General features: G+C 51.1%; 24 protein-coding genes. 13 read left to right on the plus strand and 11 right to left on the minus strand.

Going from position 1 to position 23839, the window contains the following annotated elements:
• Positions 1-285: 285 nt before the first annotated feature.
• The gene (locus F3F96_RS10765; RefSeq protein WP_176963282.1) at positions 286-471 is read left to right on the plus strand and encodes a hypothetical protein; all 186 of its coding nucleotides are present in this window, start codon (positions 286-288) and stop codon (positions 469-471) included.
• Positions 472-477: 6 nt separating this feature from the next.
• Here the strand turns inward: F3F96_RS10765 and F3F96_RS10770 are convergent, their stop codons facing one another.
• Positions 478-1836, minus strand: coding sequence for an ATP-binding protein (locus F3F96_RS10770; protein ID WP_176963283.1), 1359 nt, complete (start codon positions 1834-1836; stop codon positions 478-480).
• A gap of 10 nt (positions 1837-1846) precedes the next feature.
• Entirely contained in the window at positions 1847-2533 is a 687-nt protein-coding gene (locus F3F96_RS10775) for a response regulator transcription factor (protein ID WP_176963284.1), read from the minus strand.
• 161 nt (positions 2534-2694) lie between these two features.
• Here F3F96_RS10775 and F3F96_RS10780 point away from each other — a divergent pair, with 161 nt between their 5' ends.
• Positions 2695-3204, plus strand: a complete 510-nt coding sequence (locus F3F96_RS10780; RefSeq protein WP_176963285.1) for a Spy/CpxP family protein refolding chaperone — start codon at positions 2695-2697, stop codon at positions 3202-3204.
• A gap of 100 nt (positions 3205-3304) precedes the next feature.
• The gene (locus F3F96_RS10785) at positions 3305-5215 is read left to right on the plus strand and encodes an ATP-binding cassette domain-containing protein (protein WP_176963351.1); all 1911 of its coding nucleotides are present in this window, start codon (positions 3305-3307) and stop codon (positions 5213-5215) included.
• Between the two features lie 12 nt (positions 5216-5227).
• Here the strand turns inward: F3F96_RS10785 and F3F96_RS10790 are convergent, their stop codons facing one another.
• Complete coding sequence (locus tag F3F96_RS10790; RefSeq protein ID WP_176963286.1) at positions 5228-7999, minus strand: MHYT domain-containing protein; 2772 nt, start codon at positions 7997-7999, stop codon at positions 5228-5230.
• A gap of 78 nt (positions 8000-8077) precedes the next feature.
• On the opposite strand from F3F96_RS10790, the gene thiI reads away from it, so the two are divergent.
• Both thiI and F3F96_RS10800 read left to right on the plus strand, forming a co-directional pair.
• Complete coding sequence (gene thiI, locus F3F96_RS10795) at positions 8078-9268, plus strand: tRNA uracil 4-sulfurtransferase ThiI (protein ID WP_176963287.1); 1191 nt, start codon at positions 8078-8080, stop codon at positions 9266-9268.
• An 8-nt stretch (positions 9269-9276) separates the two neighbouring features.
• Positions 9277-9549: a hypothetical protein gene (locus F3F96_RS10800; RefSeq protein WP_176963288.1), complete on the plus strand. Its 273-nt coding sequence runs from the start codon at positions 9277-9279 to the stop codon at positions 9547-9549.
• An 8-nt stretch (positions 9550-9557) separates the two neighbouring features.
• On the opposite strand, the gene F3F96_RS10805 is transcribed toward F3F96_RS10800, so the two are convergent.
• From F3F96_RS10805 to F3F96_RS10815, 3 genes are read right to left on the minus strand one after another with little or no spacing between them, the layout of a single operon-like run.
• The gene (locus F3F96_RS10805; protein WP_176963289.1) at positions 9558-9746 is read right to left on the minus strand and encodes a hypothetical protein; all 189 of its coding nucleotides are present in this window, start codon (positions 9744-9746) and stop codon (positions 9558-9560) included.
• A complete protein-coding gene (locus F3F96_RS10810) occupies positions 9743-9967 on the minus strand; it encodes a hypothetical protein (protein WP_176963290.1) in 225 nt (74 codons plus the stop codon). The genes F3F96_RS10805 and F3F96_RS10810 overlap by 4 nt, the downstream gene beginning before the upstream one ends.
• Positions 9951-10706 carry a creatininase family protein gene (locus tag F3F96_RS10815; RefSeq protein WP_176963291.1) on the minus strand — a complete coding sequence of 252 codons (756 nt, stop codon included), beginning with the start codon at positions 10704-10706 and terminating at the stop codon, positions 9951-9953. The genes F3F96_RS10810 and F3F96_RS10815 overlap by 17 nt, the downstream gene beginning before the upstream one ends.
• A gap of 119 nt (positions 10707-10825) precedes the next feature.
• On the opposite strand from F3F96_RS10815, the gene F3F96_RS10820 reads away from it, so the two are divergent.
• Positions 10826-11329 carry an O-acetyl-ADP-ribose deacetylase gene (locus F3F96_RS10820; RefSeq protein WP_176963292.1) on the plus strand — a complete coding sequence of 168 codons (504 nt, stop codon included), beginning with the start codon at positions 10826-10828 and terminating at the stop codon, positions 11327-11329.
• Here F3F96_RS10820 and F3F96_RS10825 read toward each other — a convergent pair.
• The gene (locus tag F3F96_RS10825) at positions 11322-11945 is read right to left on the minus strand and encodes a cytochrome b/b6 domain-containing protein (RefSeq protein ID WP_176963293.1); all 624 of its coding nucleotides are present in this window, start codon (positions 11943-11945) and stop codon (positions 11322-11324) included. The two genes, F3F96_RS10820 and F3F96_RS10825, sit on opposite strands and share 8 nt — an antisense overlap.
• A gap of 130 nt (positions 11946-12075) precedes the next feature.
• On the opposite strand from F3F96_RS10825, the gene F3F96_RS10830 reads away from it, so the two are divergent.
• The 4 genes from F3F96_RS10830 (at position 12076) to dbpA (ending at position 15556) form a co-directional block, all read left to right on the plus strand.
• The gene (locus F3F96_RS10830; protein ID WP_176963294.1) at positions 12076-12276 is read left to right on the plus strand and encodes a hypothetical protein; all 201 of its coding nucleotides are present in this window, start codon (positions 12076-12078) and stop codon (positions 12274-12276) included.
• 521 nt (positions 12277-12797) lie between these two features.
• Positions 12798-13505, plus strand: a complete 708-nt coding sequence (locus tag F3F96_RS10835; RefSeq protein ID WP_176963295.1) for a hypothetical protein — start codon at positions 12798-12800, stop codon at positions 13503-13505.
• The gene (locus F3F96_RS10840) at positions 13502-14032 is read left to right on the plus strand and encodes a DUF1456 family protein (RefSeq protein ID WP_176963296.1); all 531 of its coding nucleotides are present in this window, start codon (positions 13502-13504) and stop codon (positions 14030-14032) included. Before F3F96_RS10835 ends, F3F96_RS10840 begins: the two co-directional genes overlap by 4 nt.
• Positions 14033-14161: 129 nt before the next feature.
• Complete coding sequence (dbpA, locus tag F3F96_RS10845; RefSeq protein WP_176963297.1) at positions 14162-15556, plus strand: ATP-dependent RNA helicase DbpA; 1395 nt, start codon at positions 14162-14164, stop codon at positions 15554-15556.
• A 12-nt stretch (positions 15557-15568) separates the two neighbouring features.
• Here the strand turns inward: dbpA and F3F96_RS10850 are convergent, their stop codons facing one another.
• Positions 15569-16105 (minus strand): hypothetical protein, encoded by a 537-nt coding sequence (locus tag F3F96_RS10850; protein WP_176963298.1) that lies wholly within the window; start codon positions 16103-16105, stop codon positions 15569-15571.
• A gap of 272 nt (positions 16106-16377) precedes the next feature.
• Here F3F96_RS10850 and groES point away from each other — a divergent pair, with 272 nt between their 5' ends.
• Positions 16378-16674 carry a co-chaperone GroES gene (groES, locus tag F3F96_RS10855; RefSeq protein ID WP_176963299.1) on the plus strand — a complete coding sequence of 99 codons (297 nt, stop codon included), beginning with the start codon at positions 16378-16380 and terminating at the stop codon, positions 16672-16674.
• A 93-nt stretch (positions 16675-16767) separates the two neighbouring features.
• Entirely contained in the window at positions 16768-18408 is a 1641-nt protein-coding gene (gene groL / locus F3F96_RS10860; RefSeq protein ID WP_176963300.1) for a chaperonin GroEL, read from the plus strand.
• A 287-nt stretch (positions 18409-18695) separates the two neighbouring features.
• On the opposite strand, the gene F3F96_RS10865 is transcribed toward groL, so the two are convergent.
• On the minus strand, positions 18696-19124 hold the full coding sequence (locus F3F96_RS10865; protein ID WP_176963301.1) for a hypothetical protein: 429 nt from the start codon (positions 19122-19124) through the stop codon (positions 18696-18698).
• Between the two features lie 406 nt (positions 19125-19530).
• Between F3F96_RS10865 and F3F96_RS10870 the strand changes: the two genes are divergently transcribed.
• Positions 19531-21435, plus strand: coding sequence for a SurA N-terminal domain-containing protein (locus F3F96_RS10870; protein WP_176963302.1), 1905 nt, complete (start codon positions 19531-19533; stop codon positions 21433-21435).
• A 49-nt stretch (positions 21436-21484) separates the two neighbouring features.
• Here F3F96_RS10870 and lpxK read toward each other — a convergent pair whose 3' ends face one another.
• Entirely contained in the window at positions 21485-22477 is a 993-nt protein-coding gene (gene lpxK, locus F3F96_RS10875) for a tetraacyldisaccharide 4'-kinase (protein WP_176963303.1), read from the minus strand.
• Positions 22474-23703 (minus strand): 3-deoxy-D-manno-octulosonic acid transferase, encoded by a 1230-nt coding sequence (locus F3F96_RS10880; RefSeq protein ID WP_255461343.1) that lies wholly within the window; start codon positions 23701-23703, stop codon positions 22474-22476. Before F3F96_RS10880 ends, lpxK begins: the two co-directional genes overlap by 4 nt.
• Between the last annotated feature and the right edge of the window lie 136 nt (positions 23704-23839).

Here is a 23839-nt window from a genome sequence, read left to right on the forward strand (position 1 = left end):
GAACAGCCGCCTCAAGGAACTCGTGCATCGGCATAGAGGACTTACACAAAAACGAAAACAGGTTTTAGTGGCGGAACATTTGGCACAAAAAAGGAGGAAAAAACCAACACGAAATGTCACTTAACTCCTTTTTATAGGAAAAAAAGTCCGCCATTCAGGTTTGCGGTGATTGCCAGCCCTGTATTTGTTGTGTGTAAACAGTGGCACAAATTATGCGATAGATATGAGTATAGGAAGAAGCAGGGCAAATAAGTCCTGTTGAGATTCAGGCTAATCAGGAGGTGCATGATGGACGGCATCCGGGCTAAAAAAATCGCAGATCGATTCTCAGGCAATCTGAACTTTATTGTACACTCATACTCTGGCGGACTTCTGGTTCGCTACCATCAACATACACACTACTTTGTGCGCGAGTCCTGTTTCTGGTCGTATGTCTACAGAGCAGCAGGGCTGCCAATTGGCCACGGCTGAATCTTCTCAATGATCCAAACAGGGCAGGGTAATCGTTACGAGAAGCCCACCCTCTCTATGATTAGCTGCTCTGATATTGCCACCGTGCAGCTCAACCGCATGTTTGGCAATGGCCAGCCCCAGTCCGTGGCCTGTGCCTCCGGCATGACGCTCACGCGCCTCTGAGCCACGTACAAACGGCTCAAACAGCCTGCTCAGCAGTAGATCATCCGCACCATCACCAAAATCGCGAATCTCAATCTTTATCAGGCCTTCAGATCTTTTTAGAGCGACCTCAACACAACTTTCGGCAGGTGTATGTCTGATCGCATTGCGAATCACATTATCCAGCGCACGTGTCATCCATAAGCGGTCGCCCGAGATCTGGCAGGTCACTTTCTCTGTTAGAGATATGGATTTGTTATGCGCCTGAGCTTCGAATGCCGCATCGGCAATGATCTCATCTATGATCTTATCCAGATGCAGTGGTTGCTGTTGTATTTCAACCGCGCCCTGTTCGATGCGGGCCAGCGTTAATACTTCGCCAATCAGTTCATTGAGCAGGTTGGCCTCTTTCTCAATGCGGTTAAGCTCCTCTTGTGCGCTGTCTCCGGCGGCATTTCTTGCCAGCTCGAGTCCCACCTGCAGTCGCGCCAGTGGTGAACGCAGTTCGTGGGAGATATCGCGTAGCAGCTGCTTGTGGCTGCCGAGCAGTGACTCAAGCTGCGAGGCCATTTTATCAATACTGCCTGCCAACGCACCCAACTCATCCCTACGTGAGGCCACGGATGGATCTGTTCGCGCATTTAACGAGCCTGCACCAAGCTGTTCGGTGGTTTGTTGAAGCGTGCGGATCGGCCGGGTGAACATGCGCGTAAGCAGCCAGCTGATGAGAATGATAGCGATCAGGGCAATAGTGATGCGCATGAGTACTGCCTGACGACTGCTCTGTCGCATGCTTTGCGGTGGCAGGCGCATGGCAGCCACCCAGAAGTAGTGTTGTGACTGGTAGGTCAGAGGTATAGCTACAGCCAGCCGGGGAGGATCAATCAGGGTTATGCGTCTGTTCTGAGTTGTGACTTGATCAACAAGTCCACGCAACTCAGGTGGTAGCGGGCGCCTGTGTAGTGAATTTCCCTCGCTATCCAGCAGGCCACCATGCATACGCTGATCCCTCATAGCATGGCGATGCCACTGCCGGTAGGCATTCATGCCCCCCTCATGATAGAGACCGGCTGCTGTTTCACCGAGTGCCGCCATGGTTTGCAGCTGCTTTTCGATCTGCTGGTTTTCCGCAAGCCATTTCTGACTTAGCCAGCCGGAGATGGCAGCGGTTAAAATCAGTGTTGCCACCAGCAACAGGAATACCTTCCAGAACAGGCGCATGCTCTAGCTCCTATTCAACGGGGACAAACAGCCAGCCGACACTACGTACGGTTTTGATGCGTGGTTCGTCATTGGCCAACGGTGTAAGTTTTTTACGCAGATGGCCGATATGAACATCGAGTGTGCGGTCGAATGGCCCATAATGTTTACTCAGGGCGATCTTGCTCAGATCCTGTTTTGAGACCACTTCACCAGCCTTCTCCATCAAGGCTACGAGGATATTGTACTCGGTGGCGGTCAGATCCAGTGCAACGCCGGACTCGGAAATAGTACGCGATTGTGGTTGCCATTCGATGTTACCAAAATGATGGGTTGAACTGCTCTTGGGTTCGGGTTGCTGCTCGGTTCTGCGCAGTATGGCCCGGATTCTGGCTGCAAGTTCACGCGGATTGCATGGCTTTGGCAGGTAGTCGTCTGCGCCGAGTTCCAGACCGATAATGCGATCCATCTCCTCGCCCCGGCCGGTGAGCATAATCACCGGCACGGTGCTGAAACCGCGCAACTCACGCAGCACATCCATGCCGTTTTTACCCGGCATCATGATATCGAGAATCAGAAGCTCAAAATCGTTTGCCCTGACCTGTTCAAGGCCGCTGTTGCCATCGTGGGCACAGGTGACTTCAAAGCCTTCACCGGCAAGGAAACGCTGCATCAGTTCGCACAACTCAACATCGTCATCGATCATCAGAATAGCCATATCGCCATATTGCCATAAAAAAGAGCATCGGGAAGCTGCTTTTACGATTCCTTTACATTGATTTGCATGCTCTTTGCGTAAGCCCGACCCAACGTTGCATAGAAAGGTTCATAATTCGATCTGCGCCGGATAGCGCATAGTTTTAACGCAAGGAGTTGATTATGAACGAGCAGAAAGTATTGAAACAGGATAGTGGTCTGAAAACAGCACTGTTCTTTGTTGTTGCATCAGCGCTATTTATTACAGGTGCCAACATGGCCTACGCATTCGGTGGCCCGGATGGCGAACGCAATATGGATCGGCGTGCTGAGAGAATGGCTGAGAAACTGAGTCTGACAGATGCTCAGCGTGATCAGTTCAAACAGATTCATGAGCAGGGGCGCGGCGAAGGTCAGGCCATTCATGAAGCGATGCAGAAGAATCGTGATGCGCTGCATAAACTTGACCCATCAGCCAAAGATTACGCCCAAAAGGTGGCTACACTTGCCAATGAGAAAGCTGAACTGGTGAAACAGATGGTAGTACACCGCAGTGAAGTGCGTGCAGAGGTGCATGCCATGCTGACTCCTGAACAGCGTGAAAAAGCCACTCAGATGAAGATGGAGCGTAAGGGCAAAGGCAAGCGTTCCGGTGATGGTCCAAGGGGCAAAGGTGAGTGCCGTAATCGTTAATTGACCGGTAAAAAAGTAAGGCTCAGGTCAGCAAAGAGACGCCCTGCATTTGCAGGGCGTTTTTTTCTGCGTTCAGGGTTATGATGCGGCCATGCCAATCATGACCCTTAACCATCTCGATAAAGCTTTCGGATCACAGGTGCTGCTCGATGATATCAGCCTGAGCATCGGACGCGGTGTGCGCACCGGTTTGATCGGTCGCAATGGAGAGGGTAAATCGACCCTGCTTAAGATTATGGCAGGTATCGTTGAACCTGATCACGGTGACGTGACGCTGCGTTCGGGTACTCGCGTGGCCTATCTGCCACAGGCTCCCCATTTCGATGCTGGCTTCACTGTCTTCCATGTTGTCGCCGAGGGGCTTGGCGATGTAGCCCGAACACTTGAGCAGTATCATGAGACGCTAAAAATGCTTGAGAGCGACTGCTCCGATGCGCTGCTGCGCCGGGTGGACGAGTTGCAAGGTGAGCTGGAGCGAACCGGTGCATGGCAGTTGCATAGCCGTATTGAGACTGCGATTTCGAAACTGAAGCTGGAGCCTGACCGCGATGTCGGCGAACTCTCCGGCGGCTGGTTGCGCCGCGTGGCACTGGCCAGAGCTGTGGTCTCAGAGCCGGATGTACTGCTGCTGGATGAGCCGACCAACCATCTTGATATCGCATCAATTGAGTGGCTGGAAGATTTTGTCGCCACCTTTCCAGGCTCGGTTCTGTTTATTACCCATGATCGCTATTTCCTCGATGCTGTAGCTGAAGAGATTATTGAGCTTGATCGCGGTCACCTGACCCATTTCCCCTGCTCGTATGCCGAATATCTGGAGAAAAAGTCGGAACTGCTGTCGCAGGAGGAGAGTAACCACCGTAAGTTCGACAAGCTGTTGGCTGGTGAAGAGCGCTGGATCAGGCAGGGAATTCCGGCTCGCAGAACAAGAAATGAGGGGCGGGCACGGGCGCTTGAGGATTTGAGAAAGCAGCGGGCGAGCCGGCGCATGCGCGGCGGTGATGTTGATCTGCGCGTATCCTCCGGCATTAAACCCGGCAAGATGTTGATGGAGGCGGTTGAGGTATCACACAGCTTTGGTGATATCTGCATCTGTGAAAAATTCAGCCATAAAATCATGGCAGGCGATCGTGTTGGTCTGATCGGCCCCAACGGTATCGGTAAAACCACGCTGCTCAAGATTATGCTCGGCGAGTTGAATGCCGACACAGGCAAGGTGCGTCATGGCGTCCGTCTGGCTCCCGCATTCCTGACCCAGATGCGCGAGTTGAATCCTGAAACAAAGATTAAGGATGTGCTGTTGCCGCTGGGTGGCAACTATGTGCATATTGGTGGTCATGAACCACGTCATATTGTCAGCTATATGCAGGATTTCCTGTTTGATAAAGAGCGGTTGAATTCGCGCGTGGCCGCACTATCCGGTGGTGAGCGGGGCCGTTTGATGCTGGCCAAACTACTGCTGGAGCCGGCCAACCTGCTGGTGCTGGATGAGCCGACCAATGATCTTGATATCGGTACACTGAGTGTGTTGGAGCAGGCACTGGCGCGTTATGATGGCACAGTGATTCTGGTTTCCCATGATCGTGCTTTTATGGATCGGGTTGCTTCACGTGTTTTAGCCTTTGAAGGTGATGGTGTGATTATCCCGATTGAGGGCGGTTACTCCGACTATCAGGCCTGGAAAACTCGACAGCTTGAGAATGTCCAGCAGCAGGCTGAAGAAGAGAGGAGCAGGGTGCAGCTGCAGGCGACACCGAAAGCAGTAAAAAAACTGACCAAGCTCTCGTATAAGGAGCAGCGTGAACTTGATGGCTTGCCGCTTGAGATTGAAGCTATGGAAGATGAAAAGGGTCAGATCGAAGTCCGTTTCTGTGAGCCTGACTATTTCAGTAGTGATGCCGAAGGGTTTCAAAAAGATCAGAAACGGCTGCATGAACTGGATTGTGCACTTAAAGCTGCTTATGCGCTCTGGGAAGAGCTTGAAGCCAGACAGGAGGAGCTGGCCGGTTAGGTTGATTCCGCTCTAATCCAGAAGTAGCCGAATGGTTCGACTTAACTCTGAGATCTGGAATGGCTTGGAGAGAACCGGAATCTCTTCGATGCCCTTTAGAGCCTGCAGTGAGTCAGCTCTGTCGTAGCCGGTGGCAAAGACAATGTTTGCCTTCGGATCATGCTCCAGAATAATGCGTGCCGCTTCCGGCCCTCCCATCTCGGGCATGACCACATCCATAAGAACAAGATCGGTAGAGCTTGAATGGTAGAGCTCTACTGCCTGCCTGCCATTTTCCGCTACTATGGTTTTGTAGCCAAGGCTTTCCAGGGTTTCAGCAGTGGTGGAGCGAAGGGTGTCATCATCATCCACCACGAGAATGCGTTCACCCCGGCCCTCCGATGCATCTGTTAAGGTTTCACTCTCAGCATTGATCTGTTTCTCTGCTACAAGCGGAATATAGATGTGAAATGCGGTTCCGATGCCGAGTTCACTCTCCACCTCGATGAATCCATCATGTGATTTGACAATGGTAATCGACATAGAGAGGCCCAGGCCAGTCCCTTTACCGACCTCTTTCGTTGTGAAGAAGGGGTCAAATATGCGCTCAAGATGCTCCTTTTCGATACCGTGGCCGTTATCAGAGATCATCATGTGTGCATACTCTCCGACCCTGGCATCCCTGTGTTTTACGCAGAAGTTTTGATCGGCATGGATCTGTTCAACATGCAGGATAATGGCGGGTGCTTTCGTCTGTTTCAGTGCATCCACAGCATTGCCGAAGAGATTAAGGATCATCTGCTGAAGCTGGGTCGGATTACTCCTGATCATTAAATCATGCCCGGTGATTTCTTTGTTGATCTGGATGTTTTCAGGGATAACGATCTGGTGCAGCCTGAATGCCTCTTTGATGAAGGCGGAAAATGAGATTTGATGCATCTCCACCTCTTCGTTGCGGGCAAAGATCAGCATCTGTTTGATCATCTCTGCTGCCTGGAAACTTACCTTCTCAACCCGCTCAATCTTCTCAGTTAATTCGGGCATGCCCTTCATCTTTCTTTTGACCATAAACAGGTTGCCGACCATGCCAGCCAGCATGTTGTTGAAATCGTGGGCGATGCCACCGACCAGCGTACCAAGTGCTTCCATCTTCTGCGCCTGACGGAACTGCGCCTCCAGAGTTTTATGTTCGCTCAGGTCTTCATGAATACCGACATAGTGGGTGATCTCACCGCTGCTGTTTCGAATCGGAGAGATGGTCAGCATGGCGGGATAGAAGGTGTCATCTTTACGTTTCTCGATAATCTCACCCTGCCAAACCTCGCCGGATTGAATGGTCGCCCACATTTTTTCGTAGAAGACCTTCTCCTGATTGCCGCTGTTGAGGATGGAGGGGTTCTGGCCAATCGCCTCATCTTCACTGTAACCTGTATTGCTACAGAAAGCCTGATTGACGTACTCAATGACACCGTTGACGTCGGTAATGACCACAGCTTCACCAGCCTGATCAATGGCTTTAAATATTTTATCAGCTTGAGATTCCAGCTGTTTGTTTTGAATAATGTTTGCAATGGCATCAGCCACTGCTGTCAGAAAAGTTGTCTCTTCCGAGTTTTTCACGTGATCAGGTTGAACATATAGATTAATCACGCCCAGAAGCCCGGCAGGGGAGAGGATGGGAACGCAGTAGTGACCATGATCTTCCATGTCATCAGGGCGGGTGACATGATCAGCATCGATGTTACTTTTGAAAATCAACGTCTTACGTTCTGCCGCCAAACCACACAGGCAGCGGCCATACTCAACAGAGGCGCAGAGTTGTTTCAGATCATCGCCGAGGTTTCTTTCTGCGACCATTTTCAGGCATGAGCTTTTTGAGTCCGCCAGGAAAATGCTGCCTTTTTTATCCAGAGCCAGCCACTCAATGGCCAATAGAACATCGAGAACCTTTTGCAGGGTTTCAGAAAGTGTCATGTTTTCCAGCGCAAGGGATAAGATTTCAGAGAGAGACTTGTTGATATCAGCGCGCTGTTTCATGGCCCGTGTCGATTCTTCTGAAATGGTATAGGCCTCATCAAACAGTGCCATGATGATAATGCCACCTTGAATCAGGAAGGCGATGATGAGAATGAATATGGCCAGGATCAGAGGGTCAATAACCTCGGTAAAATGATGAGGTATTGCCAGTTCAACGAAGCGCATGCCTTCCATGGCAGTGTAGTGCATGGCTGATACGGCAATACCCATCACGATGGCTGCTGCTGTTTTGGTGGGCATCTGGCTGAATATGCGCGTATCACGCAGGCGATTGGCGATCAGCAGTGCAGCAGTGGAGGCGATGATGGCGATAGCGATGGCGAGAGCCACGATGGTTGAGTCGTGATGCATAGTCGCATTCATCCTCAGTGCTGCCATGCCAGTGTAGTGCATGCCAGCCACACTGAGCCCCATCATTGTGCCAATAAACAGTGTTTTAAGGGCAAATGTTTTCAGGTGACCACCTGAACGGAGAGGGACGATGGCAATGGCACTGGCGATGATGGCAAGTAGTAGTGAGATTGCTGTAAGAGTGATGTCAAACTGAACAGGGATTGGCATCTGCAGCGCCAGAATGGCAATGAAATGCATGGTCCAGATACCGGTGCCCAAACTCAAGCCGAATGCTGCAACCCATGCCAGAGATCGTTGTCCGGAACTGGCAGAGTAGATACGGGGGACGGTAGAGAGGGCAACAAAGGAGGAGCCGATAGCTGCCATGACTGAGATGATTACGAGAAGCCAGTTGTACTCAGTAATTATCTCCACACTCACTCCTTGAATATGATTTAGGCGTATCTTATCAAATCGCTGCAACTTCGGGAATCTATGGGTAGGCTTGCGGGCATGCCAAAATTACTATTTCATCTCGGAGAACTATCTCTCAAAGGCAAGAATCGTGCCGTTTTCGAGCGCCGCATGGCGAAGAATATCAAACGTGTTATTCAGCCGGTGATCAAACCCGGTGGTATCCACCGTGAGCATGGACGCATGACAGCCGATGTCGAAGCGGTTTCTGATGAGCTGATCAACCTGCTCGCGCTCATTCCAGGCATTCGAAACTTCTCGGTGGCCGAATCGTGTGATCTCGATCTTGCTGCGATGCAGGAGGCTGCCAAAGCGGCGGTGCTTGCCAATTTCGGCCCTGATGTGGAGGGAAGACGCTTCCGTGTCACCGCCAAACGCAGCGATAAACGTTTTCCTATTAAAACGCCGGAGCTGAATTTCGAGATCGGCGGTTTTTTGAAGAACCAGCTGAATCTGGCAGTAAATCTTGATAACCCTGAGATCGACGTGCGTGTTGAGATCGGGTTGAAAGAGGCCTATATCTATACCCGTAAGATTGCCGGTATTGGTGGCCTGCCAGTCGGTTCCTCCGGGCGTGGTGTGGTGCTCTTCTCCGGCGGCATCGATTCACCTGTTGCGGCTTATACGATGATCAAACGCGGTATGGAGGTGGTGCTTGTTCACCTCTATAACAGCACCATCAATCGCGATTTTATCAAAATCAGGGATCTGGCACGGCAACTCTCAATCTATCAGGGCAGGGTAAAACTCTACCTGATCGATCTTGAAGAGTTTCAGCGCCATGCCATTGCCAATGTGCCGGCTGACTATCGCATGATTATCTATAAACGTCAGATGATCCGCTCTGCGGCCAAAATCGCTCATCAGGAGAGGGCACAGGCTCTGGTGACCGGCGATTCGCTGGGTCAGGTTGCCAGTCAGACGCTGGCCAATATTCACGCCATCTATGATGCCTCTGATCTGCCGCTGCTGCCGCCGCTTATCGGCTCGGATAAGGAGGAGATTATTGCGCTGGCTCGCCGCATCGGCACCTATGATATCTCCATCGAAGAGTATTGTGATATCTGTTCATTCCTGATTGCCAAACATCCGCAAACGCATGGTCGTCGTGATCGCGTGGCTGAGCTTGAGAGCCTGCTACCGTTGGAAGGGTTAGAGTACCCAACCCGCACAATCTGGTTTGATGGCGGCCATGAGCAGGTTGACGACAAGGCTTCTAACCCTGCATGAGTGAAAAGATGAGTCGGCTCAAACGCACTGTTGGGCTGTTTCTCTTCTGGGCCTCATGGCTGTTATGGGGCTTAATGCTGCTTATCCCCTTTCTGCTGGATGCCGATGCTACTACAATCACAGTGACGGCTACCGCGCTTCTGGTTGCTGCCGAGGTTAGCTTTGCCGTCAGTCTGTTACTGTTGGGGCGCCCGTTTTATCGTGTTTTTAAGGATAAGGTGAAAACCCTATGGGGCAGAATCAGGGGCCGGGAGAAGGCTGAAGTGGAATCCCTTGATTAGGGTCTAATCTATTTGCTCTTTTTTTGATCCTCAGAAGGAGCCGGATTCTCTCTCACTCTGCGTGAGATGTTCTTCTCACTGCTGCTGAATTTAAAACGCCCGGAGAGGGTGCACCCCTTCATGCCGGGATCACACTTTTTACCCGCCACGCGTTGACACTCACCTTCAACCTCGTGCGGGCAGCCCCAACCACTCATGCGTCGCTCTGTTTCCTTGAACGTACAAATTTCACAATCAGCAGGATGCAGGGCAGCAGGTGCCAGAAGAGATCGAAGATATCCAGAGGTTTGGCGAGCGTGCCATCAGCCAGCATCTTCAGTTTTTCAGTGAGATGCGGTTCCGGTTGAAATGGCAACAGGGCCATAAGCACGGCAATGCCGATCAGAACAAGGTAAGAGATTTCATCCAGCCATTTCATTATTGTCTCCACTAACAAATTTTCTGTAATCGGCAGTTAATGCCTCGACGGCAAGCTGGTAGAAACGTTCACCATCTGCAACGGTGGCCAGGGCAGGATTGGAACCAATGCGTCCGTCAGGGAATTTAAGCCGGTAATCGGCAGCATCGTAGATCTCGCCATTAGGGGCTATTTCAGGCGTCATGGCTACATCTTTGACCGCTTCCGGATGGGCGAAATAACTTAAGGCAACTTCACTGACCGTGGCATGATGCCCTTCAGCCTCACCGTAGAGTTTGGCTGCAAGCTCAGTGATAGCATCATTGCGCCACCAGTTAGCCAGCCGGCAGCGCGGGGCGGGCCCGGTAGTTTTTCCTGCGGCATGATAAACCTCACAGAAAGCGCTGGTGACTGGCGGGATATTGCCGCCATGACCATTGATGAAATAGAAGTGGCTAAAACCGTGCTGCCGCAGTGATGTGATCACATCGGTAACCAGATGAATCAGTGTGGACGGCCTGAGAGTTACTGTGCCGGCGAAGGCCATGTGGTGCTGTGCCATGCCGTAGTTGATGGTCGGGGCAACCAGCACATTCATCTTCTCTTCCATGCCTGCAGCAATGCGGGTCGGACAGATCGCATCGGTGCCGATCAGGCCGTTGGGGCCATGCTGTTCGGTCGAACCGATAGGGATAATGATGCCGGTAGCGTGTTCGAGATATGCCTCGACCTCTTGCCATGTGCTCAGTGCAAGTTGCATGGTCTCCTCCAGAATAAAAGTAGAGCCGATAAACTAGTTGAATCTGGAGTTTTTTCGAGCCCACTACGCAAATGGCTGAAAATGGTCTAGACTATTGATGTACAGTGTAGGGGAGAGATATGTCTGATATTCGTATTGTAAAGCAGGACATTACCACACTTCAAGTGGATGCCATCGTTAACGCAGCCAACAATAGTCTGCTTGGAGGCGGTGGAGTAGATGGTGCAATTCACCGAATGGCAGGCCCTGAATTGCTGGATGCTTGCAGGAAAATAGGTGGCTGTATTACCGGCGATGTGAAGTTAACCCGAGGTTATAATCTGCCGGCCAAATGGGTGATCCATACTGTTGGGCCAGTCTGGCAGGGCGGGATTTACGGTGAGCCGGAGCTGCTGGCAAGCTGTTATCAGAGTGCACTGGAGCTGGCCGTTAGTAAGGGAATGGAGTCGATCGCTTTTCCTGCCATCGCTACCGGGGCATTTGGTTATCCAGCTCAGAAAGCTGCCAGAGTGGCAGTTCGGGAGATTCTCAACTTCCAGAAAAATCATGATGAACCAAAAGAGATTGTTCTGGCCTGCTTCGATAGTGAGATGGCGGCGATTTACAGGGATATACTTACCTGAGTGCCTCATCTTCCTTAACCTTCTTGCGGCCGGTAAGCATGGCACGTGGCAGGTTTTCGCCGTGCAGCAGGCTGGAGATAATAACACCGGCAATATGCACAAAGATCAGCATCAGCATCAGGTTGACAGTGAACTCGTGCACCTCTTCCCAGAACTCTCCTCCGCCGCGACCACCGTTCCAGCTGCCGTGGTGGTCATCGGCATGGGCGCTGCTCACCTCAAGCGATATATTGGCCAGTGGACCTTTGCCCTCAGCGGCGTAGGTCTCCAGTCCAGTCCAGGTGATCAGGGATAGTGCTACCAGCATGATGATCACCATGAGACCGCCAGCCGGGTTATGGCCGATATAGTGTTTGGGGTGTCGGCTCATCAGGCTTTTAAGATAGGCTTTGACCTCGGAGGGGCGGCATATGAAGTTGGAGAAGCGGGCATATTTTGTGCCGATGATCCCCCAGACAAGGCGGAAGCCAATCAGGGCTGCAATGGCATATCCGATCAGGGCATGCATGGTCTCCAGATCACCTTCCCCGGTGAGATAGGCGAGGATAAAAAAGAGTACCAGCGACCAGTGAAACAGGCGCACAAGAATATCCCATACCTTGATTGTTTGCTGCATGTGAATACCCCCTGAAATAAGCGCGAACGATAGTTTGGCAACACTTAAGCGGGGATGAACTGTTTCTCACTGTTTTTTAATTATTCAACCGGGCTTTCCACTTTTATAAGTTTTTGCTTAGAGTGCGGCCATGAATAATGCAATTGGACTCTTTCTCGTATTTGGAATTCTTGTCGCTGTGGTTGTTGCAACCAACTGGCAGGATAAGACAGGCAGAAAACTTACTGAATTCGCATGGTATCGCATCGCCAAAAAGATAGTGCTCGGTATTCTTATCCTGGGTGCTGCCAGTGTCCTTCTTCTCTCCATTTATGGTGCAGCCACACTCTGATCACCGGGCTCATCGCCTCTGTTTCATTTTGTTAAAGTAGTAAACGGTCTGACTTCTACAGCTCTGATATGAATTGAGTGATCAGTGGGGTAGGCCTATCAGCTTGAAAATCACAAAGCTGACAATCAGGCAAGCCGCAATCAGAAACCATGCTGCCCAGGCCGGTGGGCCTAAGAATGCTGCAGTCATGCAGAGTGGTGCCAATGGTCCGGGATGTTTAAACATCATTTTACACGACAGTAAAAGGAGACGGCTGCATAGCCGCCCGAAGGGTGGAGCCCATGGATGGGTGACATCATATACACCTCTTACTCCTAGTATATCGCACTTTTCTAAAAACAGTTAAGAAAACTTCGATTTCAGCATCATTTTACAGGAGCAAGCGGTGCTGTCCCACCGCGCGATAGAGTTAATAATAGAACCACGGCTACACAGCCGACCGAAGGGTGGAGCCCATGGACGGGCGACATGACTTTTTGAGTTTGCTTTAATTATTCAGGTTGTCTGACTAGTTTGGCTTCATGGAAATTGCCGCGAACTTTGATCTGCTGAATGCCAATGGTTTGAACATGCAGGCGGTGTTTAACCTTTGCGAGCTTCCGGAAGCGATGCAGGCGACGCTTGCCGAGCAGGTGGCCGGTTATACCAATTACAGTCAGCTGATTCTTATCGGCCACGGTGGCAGAGAGATGTGGGAGTCGGTTCAAGCTTCTGAATTCAGGGGTGCAACTGATCCAATCGATTGCTTTTCGGTTGATCGGGTAGCGCAGTGGCTGGCTGAAACTCACCCTGAAGCAGCATATGAGATTATCTATCCGGCTTCACAGCGCATTGTGCCGCTGCAGGCGCTGGGAGGGCTGGCTGGATGGCATCATGCCTCCCCGTTTCGCATCGGTATCAATCAGACATGGGGTTCATGGTTCGCCTATAGGGTGGCAGTATTAGCAGACACGGATCTTAATCCGACTATAAACGTAGCGCTCGGTTCGCCATGCCTTAGCTGTAGCGACAAGGCGTGTATAACAGCTTGTCCAGCGGATGCTTTGGCCGACAGCAAGTTCTCCTTGCAGCGCTGTGTCGATTATCGCCTGCAGGAAGAGTCCAGCTGCAAAAAGCAGTGCCTCTCCCGCCTGTCCTGCCCTGTAGCAACTGAGCATCGTTACACACTGGAGCAGATCAACTACCATTACGGCCGCTCCATGCAGAGCATTGAGGAGTATTACCGATGACCAATAACGATATCCTGCGCCGAATCCGCTACGCCTTCGACTTTGACGATTCAAAGATGATGGCCCTGTTTGGGCAGGCCGATCTGAAGGTTTCGCGTGAGCAGATCAGTGCCTGGTTAAAGAAGGATGATGATCCCGCTTTTGTCGAGTGCAGTGAGAGTGAACTGGCGCTATTTCTCGATGGTTTGATTAATGACAGGCGCGGTAAAAAAGAGGGGCTGCAGCCCAAGCCGGATCTGCGGCTGAATAATAATATTATCTTCAGAAAACTAAGGATCGCGCTGAATCTGAAAGATGAAGGTGTTCTGGAGCTGTTGGCGCTGGCGGGTTTCCCCATTACCAAACCAGAGCTGAGTGCGCTGTTTCGCAAGCCGGACAACAGACATTTTCGAGTCTGCAAAGATCAGATCTTGCGCAATTTCATCAAGGGCGTGCAGCTGAAATACCGACCCGACAAAACGCCGAAAAAAACGGCTGAAAAAGCAGCGGAAAAACCAGCCATAGAGAACTTTAGCTGGTCAAAATAGAGGTTGCATCATCGCATCCTATCAACGGTTAACATGAATTAACTCTCAATCATGAGCCACAGCAGCTATAGTACGCGGCTGGGTTGATTTATTTTTTATACCCGACATTGAACCATACAGGATAATCCATTGAGCAACGCACCTTTTTCAACACTAAACATGCAAGCCGATCTGCTGCAGAACCTCTCTTCTCTTGGTTATGATCAAATGACGCCGATTCAGGCAGAGAGTCTGCCACATATTTTGGCGGGCAGGGATGTGATCGGGCAGGGCAAAACCGGCTCGGGTAAAACTGCTGCATTCGGCCTTGGGCTTCTGAACAGGCTGGATGTGAAACGGCTGCATGTGCAGTCGCTGGTACTGTGCCCTACACGCGAGCTGGCCGATCAGGTCTCTAAAGAGATTCGCAGGCTGGCACGCACGGTTGCGAACATCAAAGTGCTCACCCTCTGCGGTGGCATGCCGTTCGGCCCTCAGATCGGTTCACTGGAGTATGGGGCTCATATTATTGTTGGCACCCCCGGCCGCATCGAAGATCATCTCGGGCGCGGTACGCTGAAGCTGGATCGGGTGACAGCGCTGGTACTTGATGAAGCTGATCGCATGCTGGAGATGGGTTTTCAGGCCTCGGTCGATGCCATCGTGGCCCAGATTCCCAAGCAGCGCCAGACACTGCTGTTCAGTGCTACCTTCCCGGATAAGATCAAAGCCATCTCTAATCGAATCATGATCAAGCCGGTGATGGTGCAGGTGGAGTCCACACACGATAGCAGCACGATTTCACAACACTTTTATCAGACCGGTGATTTTAAGGACTCCATGACTGCACTGCGCCTGCTACTGCTGGAGCACAGGCCTGAATCCTGCGTGATCTTCTGCAATACCAAACGGGAGACTCAGGATATCGCTGATGAGCTGGTCTCCCATGGTTTTAGTGCTTTAGCCCTTAACGGTGATCTTGAGCAGCGGGACCGTGACCAGACCATGGTGCGTTTTGCCAACCGTAGCACCGCCATTCTTGTCGCTACCGATGTGGCAGCACGGGGGCTGGATATCGATGCGCTGGATGCTGTGATCAATTTTCAGCTTCCCCATGAACCTGAAACCTATGTGCACAGGATTGGCCGCACAGGCAGGGCAGGCAGCAGTGGGGTCTCCTTCACCCTGCATAATGGCAGTGACTACAAGCTGACCATGCTTAGTGATTACATCAAACGGCCCATCAGCAGTGAGGCGCTGCCGCCGCTGAGTGTGCTGGATAACAAACCGGCGAAACCGGCCATGGCCACGCTGCAGATTGGTGGCGGAAAAAAACAGAAGCTGCGTCCCGGTGATATTCTCGGTGCTTTGACCGGTGAAGGTGGCATCACAGGCAAACAGGTCGGTAAGATCCATATTCTTGATAACTGGGCCTATGTGGCTGTCAGTCGTGATGTTGTGAAGGTTGCGCTCAATAAATTAAGCGAAGGTAAATTAAAGGGGCGAACCTTCCGTGTTCGTCTGATGTTTGACTGGCCCGGCTGATCGCTCTCAAGTTTAAGGATTGGATAACCTGTAAATATAGATCGGTGTGCGGTAGAGGTCATCGATTCGGAGAGTCTCTACTGGCTGGTTTTCTGGCAGAGCAAAGGTGTTGCTGATCAGCAGGGTATTAAGTTTTTGCCCATCAGATGAGAGTTTTTTCTGCAATGCCTGCATGCCTTTGGGGTGAAGGTAGCAGATGAGCAGGGTGGCATCAGGCAGCTGCGTAGTTAAAAAGTTCTGCCGGTAGATGCGTACATTTTTCAGTCGGAAGATAACGCTATAGGCCTGAGAGTAGATCCACGGCAACCATGAAAGCTCATAACCAATCACCGGGCGGTCGGGATATTTTCTTGCCAATGCAAACAGTAGACCTCCCCAGCCGGAACCAAGATCAATGATCGGGCCCTCTGCAGCTTTTTCGCTTGCCTCCAGTATAACGCGGCAGACTCTCCCTGAACTTGGCATGGGTGGGATGCCTGTCTTGAGTGTGTACCACAGAATGGAGATGCTGAAGAGGCAGATGAGTGCAATCAGTGCAATTTCAAACATGCGAAACAGGGTTCTCTTTTGACATAGGTGATTTGTAGGGCCGCAGAGAGCCGCCGTCAACTGATCAAGCCGAGTCATCTTTTACTCTATTAAACAGACGTTGACAGAGGAGGCCTTCTTCCCACTATTGGCACTCCCTTTTGGAGAGTGCCAGAAAAATGCACTTGGGGGGTTGAAACGATTTCAGTCTGCCCCCATAAAGGGAGTTGAGTCGGCTATTGCCGATTCTTTTATACCAGTTTCCAATATTAATTATTGAAGGAGAAACAACGATGACAACAAAGGTTCGCCCTTTACATGATCGCGTAATCGTCCGTCGTCTGGACGAGGAAGAAAAATCCGCAGGTGGCATCATTATTCCTGATTCCGCTAAAGAGAAACCAGTGCAGGGCAAAGTGATTGCCACTGGTAGAGGCAAAAGCCTTGAGAACGGTGAAGTACGTCCGCTGGATGTGAAAGAGGGCGACACAGTCATCTTCTCTACCTATGCAGGTACCGAGATCAAGCTCGACGGCGAAGCATTCCTGATGATGCGTGAAGACGACATCCTGGGTGTGATTGAGTCTTAATAAGGTTCAGTCGAAATAGTTTTGGGTTGGCCAGCCACTGTGGTTGGCGAATCGCATATTTTAAAGATATTTAGATTATTAGGAGATTGAAGAATGGCTAAAGACATTCAATTCGGTGAAGACGCACGCGCTCAGATGATGATCGGTGTAAACAAACTCGCTGACGCAGTAAAAGTAACACTCGGCCCCAAAGGCCGTAACGTAGTCCTGGATAAAGCATGGGGCGCACCAACCATCACTAAAGATGGCGTTTCTGTTGCCAAAGAGATCGAGCTGGAAGATAAGTTCGAGAACATGGGCGCACAGATGGTGAAAGAGGTGGCTTCCAAAACTGCGGATATCGCAGGTGACGGCACCACCACTGCAACTGTACTGGCTCAGTCGATTGCAAAAGAGGGCGTTAAGGCTGTTGCAGCTGGCATGAACCCGATGGATCTGAAACGCGGTATCGATAAAGCGGTTACTGCTGTTGTTGCTGAGCTGGCTAAGCTTTCCAACGAAGTTCAGAATCAGGAAGAGATCTCTCAGGTTGGCACCATCTCTGCCAATGGCGATTCTGAAATCGGCAAGATCATTGCAGATGCAATGGACAAGGTTGGTAAAGAGGGCGTGATCACTGTTGAAGAAGCGAAAGGCCTGGAGACAGAGCTGGACGTTGTTGAAGGCATGCAGTTTGACCGTGGTTACCTCTCGCCTTACTTCGTAACCGATACCGAGCGCATGGAAGCGACTCTGGATCACCCATACATCCTGCTGTTCGAGAAGAAGATCTCTAACATGCGCGAGCTGCTGCCAGTTCTGGAAGCGGTTGCACGTACCGGTAAACCTCTGCTGATTATCGCTGAAGATATCGAAGGTGAAGCTCTGGCAACTCTGGTTGTGAACAAGGTTCGTGGCGTAGTAAACGTTGCTGCTGTGAAGGCACCTGGCTTCGGCGATCGTCGTAAGGCGATGATGGAAGACATGGCTATCCTGAGCGGTGGTAAAGTGATCTCTGAAGATCTCGGTCTGAAACTGGAAAATGTTACTCTGGAAGATCTGGGTACTGCAGCCAATGTGAAGATTACTAAGGATGCAACAACCATCGTCGACGGTTCAGGTGACAAGAGTGCAATCGAAGCTCGTGTTACACTGATCCGCAAACAGGTTGAAGACTCCACTTCTGATTACGACAAAGAGAAGATGCAGGAGCGTCTGGCCAAACTGGCTGGCGGTGTTGCTGTGATCAAAGTCGGTGCTGCTACCGAAGTTGCGATGAAAGAGAAGAAAGACCGCGTTGATGATGCACTGCACGCAACCCGTGCTGCTGTTGAAGAGGGTATTGTTGCCGGTGGTGGCGTAGCGCTGCTGCGTGCTCGTAAGGCTCTGGATGATGTATCTGGCATCAACCACGACGAAGATACCGGTGTGAAGATCATTCGCAGGGCCCTTGAAGAGCCTCTGCGTCAGATCGTAACCAACGGTGGCGGTGAAGCTTCTGTTGTAGTGAACGAAGTCGCCAACGGTACTGGCCACTTCGGCTATAACGCACAGACAGAAGAGTACGGCGATCTGGTGAAGATGGGTGTTATTGACCCGACTAAGGTAACCCGTTCAGCTCTGCAGTATGCAGCATCTATTGCTGGTCTGCTGATTACCACTGAAGCGATGATTGCAGATATCCCTGCACCAGCTGCAGCCGGTGGCGCACCAGACATGGGCGGCATGGGTGGTATGGGCGGCATGGGTATGTAAAACCACTCATCTGAGTTGGTTTTATATCAGTCGTTTCATCACTGATGAAATAAGAAGGGCGGTTCCGAAAGGGCCGCCCTTTTTTGTAGTCCTTTTTTCGAGACGGTAGATATTGACAGAACGAGCCTACACATTGGCTAATGAGCCAATGACCGGAAGTGATTATAAGAAGCCTCGCGGTCAGATAATTCCAATAAACATGTCATGGTAAGATCTGATCTTTATTGTTCATGCCGCATTTCTTAGATGCCATGTCTGTTGGTTGTCTACTGGTCAATATCGGTTATTTATTGACCAATGTCGCGCCCCCTCATCCCTTCAACTTCGGCTCCTCCAGATTGATGCCCGGCACCAGATTCAGGCAGTTTACCATCCAGCCTTATATCAGGAGGAAGCTCCTTTACGCAGGTTAAAGATGGGGGATTTGTGTGGATAGAGATCGGTTTGTCCACGTGGGCCATCACACCTCCCGAGTTGTTAACGATTTTCAGCGTTTTATCGGGCTGCTGCACAACCTTTGTTCCCCAAGGGAATTTGTTTTTGACACAATTATTATTACCATAAACAAGCACATAGCCTCCATTAGGACCTTGCATGTCGATGAAATAGCCTTGTTTTAAGAGATATTTGGTAGTTCCTGCCTGTGCATAGGTCGGTACCAGATAGAATGCTGCTATTGCAATCACAGCGAGTAGTTTTTTATGGCTGTTCCACATGTTACTCTCCTTGATTTGCGAGGGACTGCAGAGTTTATAGCTACCAATCAATCCCTTGCTTTTGCAGCGTAATCGTCAAATAAAAAAACAGGATAATGTGCGTCATGAAGGTGGGTGTTTCTTTCACGCGCTTTTTTTACGCCTATTTCTAGCTTAGCCCCTCTATTAGGAGGCCGCAAGATGAGAGTGAAAGGTGTCCGTTAAACTAAGGCTACATCACATGCATTAGGGATGGGGGCAGGTGAGTTTTACCCATTGCTCTGGTTGATTTGGACTATCGCACAATTTAGAGCAACCCCGTTGCTCTAACTAGCTTGCTTCGGTAGCGTCCCGAATCCTTATTTTTACAGGGGAACGATGACCTTGGTTGGTTGCTGTTCTCCTAACTTTTTTACCGGGGTTTATCATGCTTGAATCGATGCGTAATCATGCGCAAGGCTGGATCGCGAAAGTTATACTTGGCGGTATCGCACTCTCATTTGTACTCTGGGGTGTTGGTGACTACTTCACCGGTGATCAGAATCCGCCTGTAGCGACCATCAATGAGAAACCGATTGGTCAGAATGAGTTTTACACGGCCTACAATCGTCAGCTCGATAGCTACCGTCGTATGCTCGGTGCGCAGTTCTCCAAGGATCTGATGAACTCTCTGAATCTGAAAGAGACCACTGTGCAGACTATGGTTAATCGCTACATCATGATCGATACGGCAAATCAGCTGGGCATCAATGCTCCTGAAGCTGTGGTGCTGGCTACAGTTCAGTCCGACCCGACTTTTCAGGCTGCCGGTCGCTTCGACCCGCAACGCTACCAGATTCTGACCCGTAATATGGGCTTTGGCTCTGCACAGGAGTTTGAGCAGGAGATGCGTATCAACATCATGGTTGATACGGTACAGAAAGCGATTTCTGACTCTGTTCAGGTTAGCGAGCAGGAGATTCGCGATGCCTTTAACAGTGAATATGAGCAGCGTGTGCTCTCTGCTATTATCGTTGATCCCAACACTCAGATGAAAGCTGCAAAAGTGGATGAGGCTGCTGCCAAAGCCTGGTACGAGTCGCATAAAGATAGTTATATGTCGCCGGTTCGCATCAAGCTTACGGCTGTGGAGATCAGTCCTGCTGAGGTTGCGGCTGATATGGTTATAGATGACGCTGAACTGCGTAAGATTTATGAAGAGCGTAAGGCTGATTACACAGAAGAGGAGAGTCGTAAGGCATCGCATATTCTCGCCAAGGTGAGCGGTGATGCTTCTCAGGAGCTGCGCCTCTCAATGCGTGCAAAGATCGAGAAGGCACAGGCCCGCATCAAAGCGGGTGAGCCGTTTGCTACTGTAGCTGCAGATCTCTCTGATGACACATCTGCCAGTAAGGGTGGTTCTCTGGGCTGGTTTAAACAGGGTGTGATGACCGCCTCCTTTGATCAGGTTGTCTTCTCAATGGATAAGGGTGATGTCAGCGATATCGTTGAAACTGAATTCGGTTTCCATCTGATTCAGCTGGATGATGTGCGTGCGGCTAAGGTGACAACATTTGATTCGGTCAAAGAGGGGCTGCGTATTGAGCTTGTAGAGCAGCGTGCCGCTGATGAGACCTATAAGATTTCACAGGATCTTGATGATGCGCTGGGCATGGAGGGTACACTCAAGGCTGCTGCTGAATCGATGAACCTGAAGGTAGTGGATATTGAGCCGGTAAGTCTGGATGAGGCGATTGCTCAGCCACTGCTCTTCGATGCAGAAGTGCGCAGTAAAGTATTTGCTACCAGTCCGGGGCAGGCGGTTGAGATTATGGATGCTGGTAAAGGGCGTTATATTGCCTTTGAAGTGCTGGATCGCATTGACCCTGAAGTTATCGAGTTCGCCAAGGTGGCAGCCAGTGCTCTGGAAGATGCCCGTCGCGATGAAGCGCGCAAACTGGCAGTGAAGCTCGCTGATGAGATTCGTAGCAGTAGTGAATCTCTGGACAAGCTGGCTCAGAAATATGGTCAGGCTAAATTCATCTCCAAACCGATTCGCAGTAATGGCGTAGGTGATCAGGCCAGCTGGTTGACCCGTGATCTTCTGACCCAGGCTTTCCGTGCACCGGCCGGTGGTTGGGTAGATCGCAGCCTGAGCGTGCCGCAAGGTATTGCAGTTGTTCGCGTTGACAGGGTGATTGCACCTGAAGAGAAAGAGTTCGAGGCGCAGAAAGAGTCTGTCACTACCTCGCTGAGAAAGGCCAAGGGGCAGGCACGCTTCTCGCGCTGGATGGCATCGGTTCGTGACCGTTATGAGATTGTCGTGGATGAGAAGGTTCTCGAACGCTTCTAAAGTCTGATACAAATCAGCTTATAAAAAAACCGCCCTTGTGGCGGTTTTTTTATGGCTCTTTATTCAGTTGTTGGATGATCGCTTCAACCAGACCGGGTTCACCACTACCTTGCAGTTTAAGTAACCAGAGCGGCTTCTCTTTGGGCCATAGCGAGGCCAGTTTGACCGCATCTTTAGCCGTGACCGCGACATCAGGCTGCTGCGTGAGCTCATCAACCTCGGACTGAGTGAAACGGTGGTGATCGGGAAATGATCTTGAGCCGGTCAGTTCAAATCCACTTGTACGAAGAGAGTCGAAAAAGCGCTGTGGTCGGGCAATAGCTGTGGCGGCATAGAGAGAGGTAGGTGCTTCAGTCCCACTGTTCATGATATCGATAAGGCCTGCTGATGCGCTCTGCCAGCGCCATTCACGACCCACGGCTATCGGCGTGCAGAAGGCCTGCTCTGCTTCATTACCGGTGCGAATGACAATATCGGCACGGGCCAATGCATCAACAGGTTCACGAAGGGGCCCAGCAGGGATCAGGTGGCCGTTTCCCACCCCTTCAGAGGGTATGAGTACAATGTCACAGCTGCGCGCCAGATGGCGGTACTGGAAGCCATCATCAAGAATAATGATATCACCGAGCTCTTCGGCCATATGAGCGCCAGCGATACGATCTCTTGAAGCGATGACCGGGCAGCCTGAGACATCAGCAAGCAGGCGTGCTTCATCACCAACCACTGCGGGATCAGCATCTGCATCAACCAGTGTCGGCATGGAGTTGCTGCCACCATCACCGCGACAGAGCAGCACCGGAGCATAACCTTCGGCTTTCAGGGCGTGGGCAAGCCAGATGGCAAAGGGTGTTTTACCGCTGCCACCGGCCGTGATGTTACCGATTGATATCAGTGGCAGTGGTGGCGCTGTCTGTTGCGCAGCGCGGCGATTGAGATTGATGCTATTGATGGCCCGGTAGGCGGGTTCAAAAAGACGCAGCAGCAGCGGTGGTTTGCTCCTGCTCCACCAGATACGCTCAATACGGCTGTGCAGACTGATCAAGAGGACTTCTCTAGTCCGGCCAGTGATGGCTCTATCTCAGCCATGATACGCGCCAGTACCTCGCTTTTATCGCGGATAAAGAGTGCGGCACTGCCATTGAGCTGCTGCAACTCATTGGGACGGGAGAGTAGTCGGGATACGATCTTCTCCAGCTCGTTGTCATCTGCTGCAACTATGGCTGCATGTTCAGCTTTCATGACATCCATAATATCACGGAAATTCTGTATGTAGGGTCCGGTAACCACACCGCGGCCGCAAATCGCTGCCTCCAGCGGGTTATGGCCACCGATATTGGTCAGGCTTCCGGCAATGATCACGGCATCAGCGACTGTATAGAGTTTGCCTAGCAGCCCCATTGCATCAATCAGGATAACATCAGGACGAGAGGCATCAGAGTTTTCATTCTCTAATGCAGACCAGCGATTCAGCTTTAAGCCGCGTTCTCGTATTTTTTCAGCCACCTGATCAAAACGCTGGGGATGGCGTGGCACAATGACTGTTAATAGTTCCGGACAGCAGGCGTGCCAGGCAGGCCACATATCGAGGATCTTCTCATCCTCTTTCTCATGCGTGCTGGCCACCAGCAGGATAGGGCGGTTGCCACCGGCATCGAGCTGCTGGCGCAGTTGGACCGCATCGACTTCAGGTGCAGTGATGGCGTATTTAAGATTGCCCGCGACGCGAACCTTTTCACGATTTACACCCATCGCTATCAGTCGCTCTGCATCGATCTCACTCTGAGCCAGAAACAGTGATACAGGCTTTAAGACCGGCCTCCAGAAAAAACGGCTGGCACGGTAGCGGGGGAATGAACGGTCAGAGATACGTGTATTGATACCGATAACCGGCACCTTCTGTCGGTGACAGGCTCGCAACATACCGGGCCAGAACTCGGTTTCAGCCAGTAGTAGCAGCGCAGGTTTCAATGTGCGTAGAAAACGGCTGAACAGGGTTGGCAGGTCCCATGGCAGATAGGAGATGGAGATGTGATTGCCAAGCAGTCGGTGAGCATGAGCAAAACCGGTTGCAGTCACTACAGTCAGATGAATATCGTGCCCTCTATCAAGCAGAACCCGGATCAGCGGCATGACTGAACCTACTTCGCCAACCGAGCAGGCATGCACCCAGATGCAGCCTGAAGCAGTTGCAGGAGGTTGTAGCATCAGGTGTTGCTTCCATTTGATGGCAGCTAGCTCTGAAGAGGACGGTTCTGACGAAACACGCATAGGCGTATTCGAACAGGAACATAGGCCTTAAGCACGCTTTTGTTACGGTTATTGCGTGAATTTAAAACTGCTGCGGGTAAATGAGATGGAAATGGCCTAGTTTTTGCTCAATCAATATTTACACTCATGACGGAGG

It is taken from the genome of Mariprofundus sp. NF (assembly GCF_013387455.1).
Taxonomy (GTDB): domain Bacteria; phylum Pseudomonadota; class Zetaproteobacteria; order Mariprofundales; family Mariprofundaceae; genus Mariprofundus.

What these genes read in the sequence shown, in the direction of transcription:
- F3F96_RS10800 (WP_176963288.1), top strand. Translation starts at nt 9,277, where the DNA reads ATGAGTCGGCTCAAACGCACTGTTGGGCTGTTTCTCTTCTGGGCCTCA.
- F3F96_RS10865 (WP_176963301.1), bottom strand. Translation starts at nt 19,124, where the DNA reads ATGTGGAACAGCCATAAAAAACTACTCGCTGTGATTGCAATAGCAGCA.
- F3F96_RS10830 (WP_176963294.1), top strand. Translation starts at nt 12,076, where the DNA reads ATGAATAATGCAATTGGACTCTTTCTCGTATTTGGAATTCTTGTCGCT.
- F3F96_RS10805 (WP_176963289.1), bottom strand. Translation starts at nt 9,746, where the DNA reads ATGAGTGGTTGGGGCTGCCCGCACGAGGTTGAAGGTGAGTGTCAACGC.
- F3F96_RS10880 (WP_255461343.1), bottom strand. Translation starts at nt 23,703, where the DNA reads ATGCGTGTTTCGTCAGAACCGTCCTCTTCAGAGCTAGCTGCCATCAAA.
- F3F96_RS10820 (WP_176963292.1), top strand. Translation starts at nt 10,826, where the DNA reads ATGTCTGATATTCGTATTGTAAAGCAGGACATTACCACACTTCAAGTG.
- F3F96_RS10870 (WP_176963302.1), top strand. Translation starts at nt 19,531, where the DNA reads ATGCTTGAATCGATGCGTAATCATGCGCAAGGCTGGATCGCGAAAGTT.
- F3F96_RS10775 (WP_176963284.1), bottom strand. Translation starts at nt 2,533, where the DNA reads ATGGCTATTCTGATGATCGATGACGATGTTGAGTTGTGCGAACTGATG.
- F3F96_RS10810 (WP_176963290.1), bottom strand. Translation starts at nt 9,967, where the DNA reads ATGAAATGGCTGGATGAAATCTCTTACCTTGTTCTGATCGGCATTGCC.
- F3F96_RS10815 (WP_176963291.1), bottom strand. Translation starts at nt 10,706, where the DNA reads ATGCAACTTGCACTGAGCACATGGCAAGAGGTCGAGGCATATCTCGAA.
- groES (WP_176963299.1), top strand. Translation starts at nt 16,378, where the DNA reads ATGACAACAAAGGTTCGCCCTTTACATGATCGCGTAATCGTCCGTCGT.
- F3F96_RS10785 (WP_176963351.1), top strand. Translation starts at nt 3,305, where the DNA reads ATGACCCTTAACCATCTCGATAAAGCTTTCGGATCACAGGTGCTGCTC.
- F3F96_RS10770 (WP_176963283.1), bottom strand. Translation starts at nt 1,836, where the DNA reads ATGCGCCTGTTCTGGAAGGTATTCCTGTTGCTGGTGGCAACACTGATT.
- F3F96_RS10825 (WP_176963293.1), bottom strand. Translation starts at nt 11,945, where the DNA reads ATGCAGCAAACAATCAAGGTATGGGATATTCTTGTGCGCCTGTTTCAC.
- groL (WP_176963300.1), top strand. Translation starts at nt 16,768, where the DNA reads ATGGCTAAAGACATTCAATTCGGTGAAGACGCACGCGCTCAGATGATG.
- thiI (WP_176963287.1), top strand. Translation starts at nt 8,078, where the DNA reads ATGCCAAAATTACTATTTCATCTCGGAGAACTATCTCTCAAAGGCAAG.
- F3F96_RS10780 (WP_176963285.1), top strand. Translation starts at nt 2,695, where the DNA reads ATGAACGAGCAGAAAGTATTGAAACAGGATAGTGGTCTGAAAACAGCA.
- F3F96_RS10840 (WP_176963296.1), top strand. Translation starts at nt 13,502, where the DNA reads ATGACCAATAACGATATCCTGCGCCGAATCCGCTACGCCTTCGACTTT.
- F3F96_RS10835 (WP_176963295.1), top strand. Translation starts at nt 12,798, where the DNA reads ATGGAAATTGCCGCGAACTTTGATCTGCTGAATGCCAATGGTTTGAAC.
- F3F96_RS10850 (WP_176963298.1), bottom strand. Translation starts at nt 16,105, where the DNA reads ATGTTTGAAATTGCACTGATTGCACTCATCTGCCTCTTCAGCATCTCC.
- F3F96_RS10765 (WP_176963282.1), top strand. Translation starts at nt 286, where the DNA reads ATGATGGACGGCATCCGGGCTAAAAAAATCGCAGATCGATTCTCAGGC.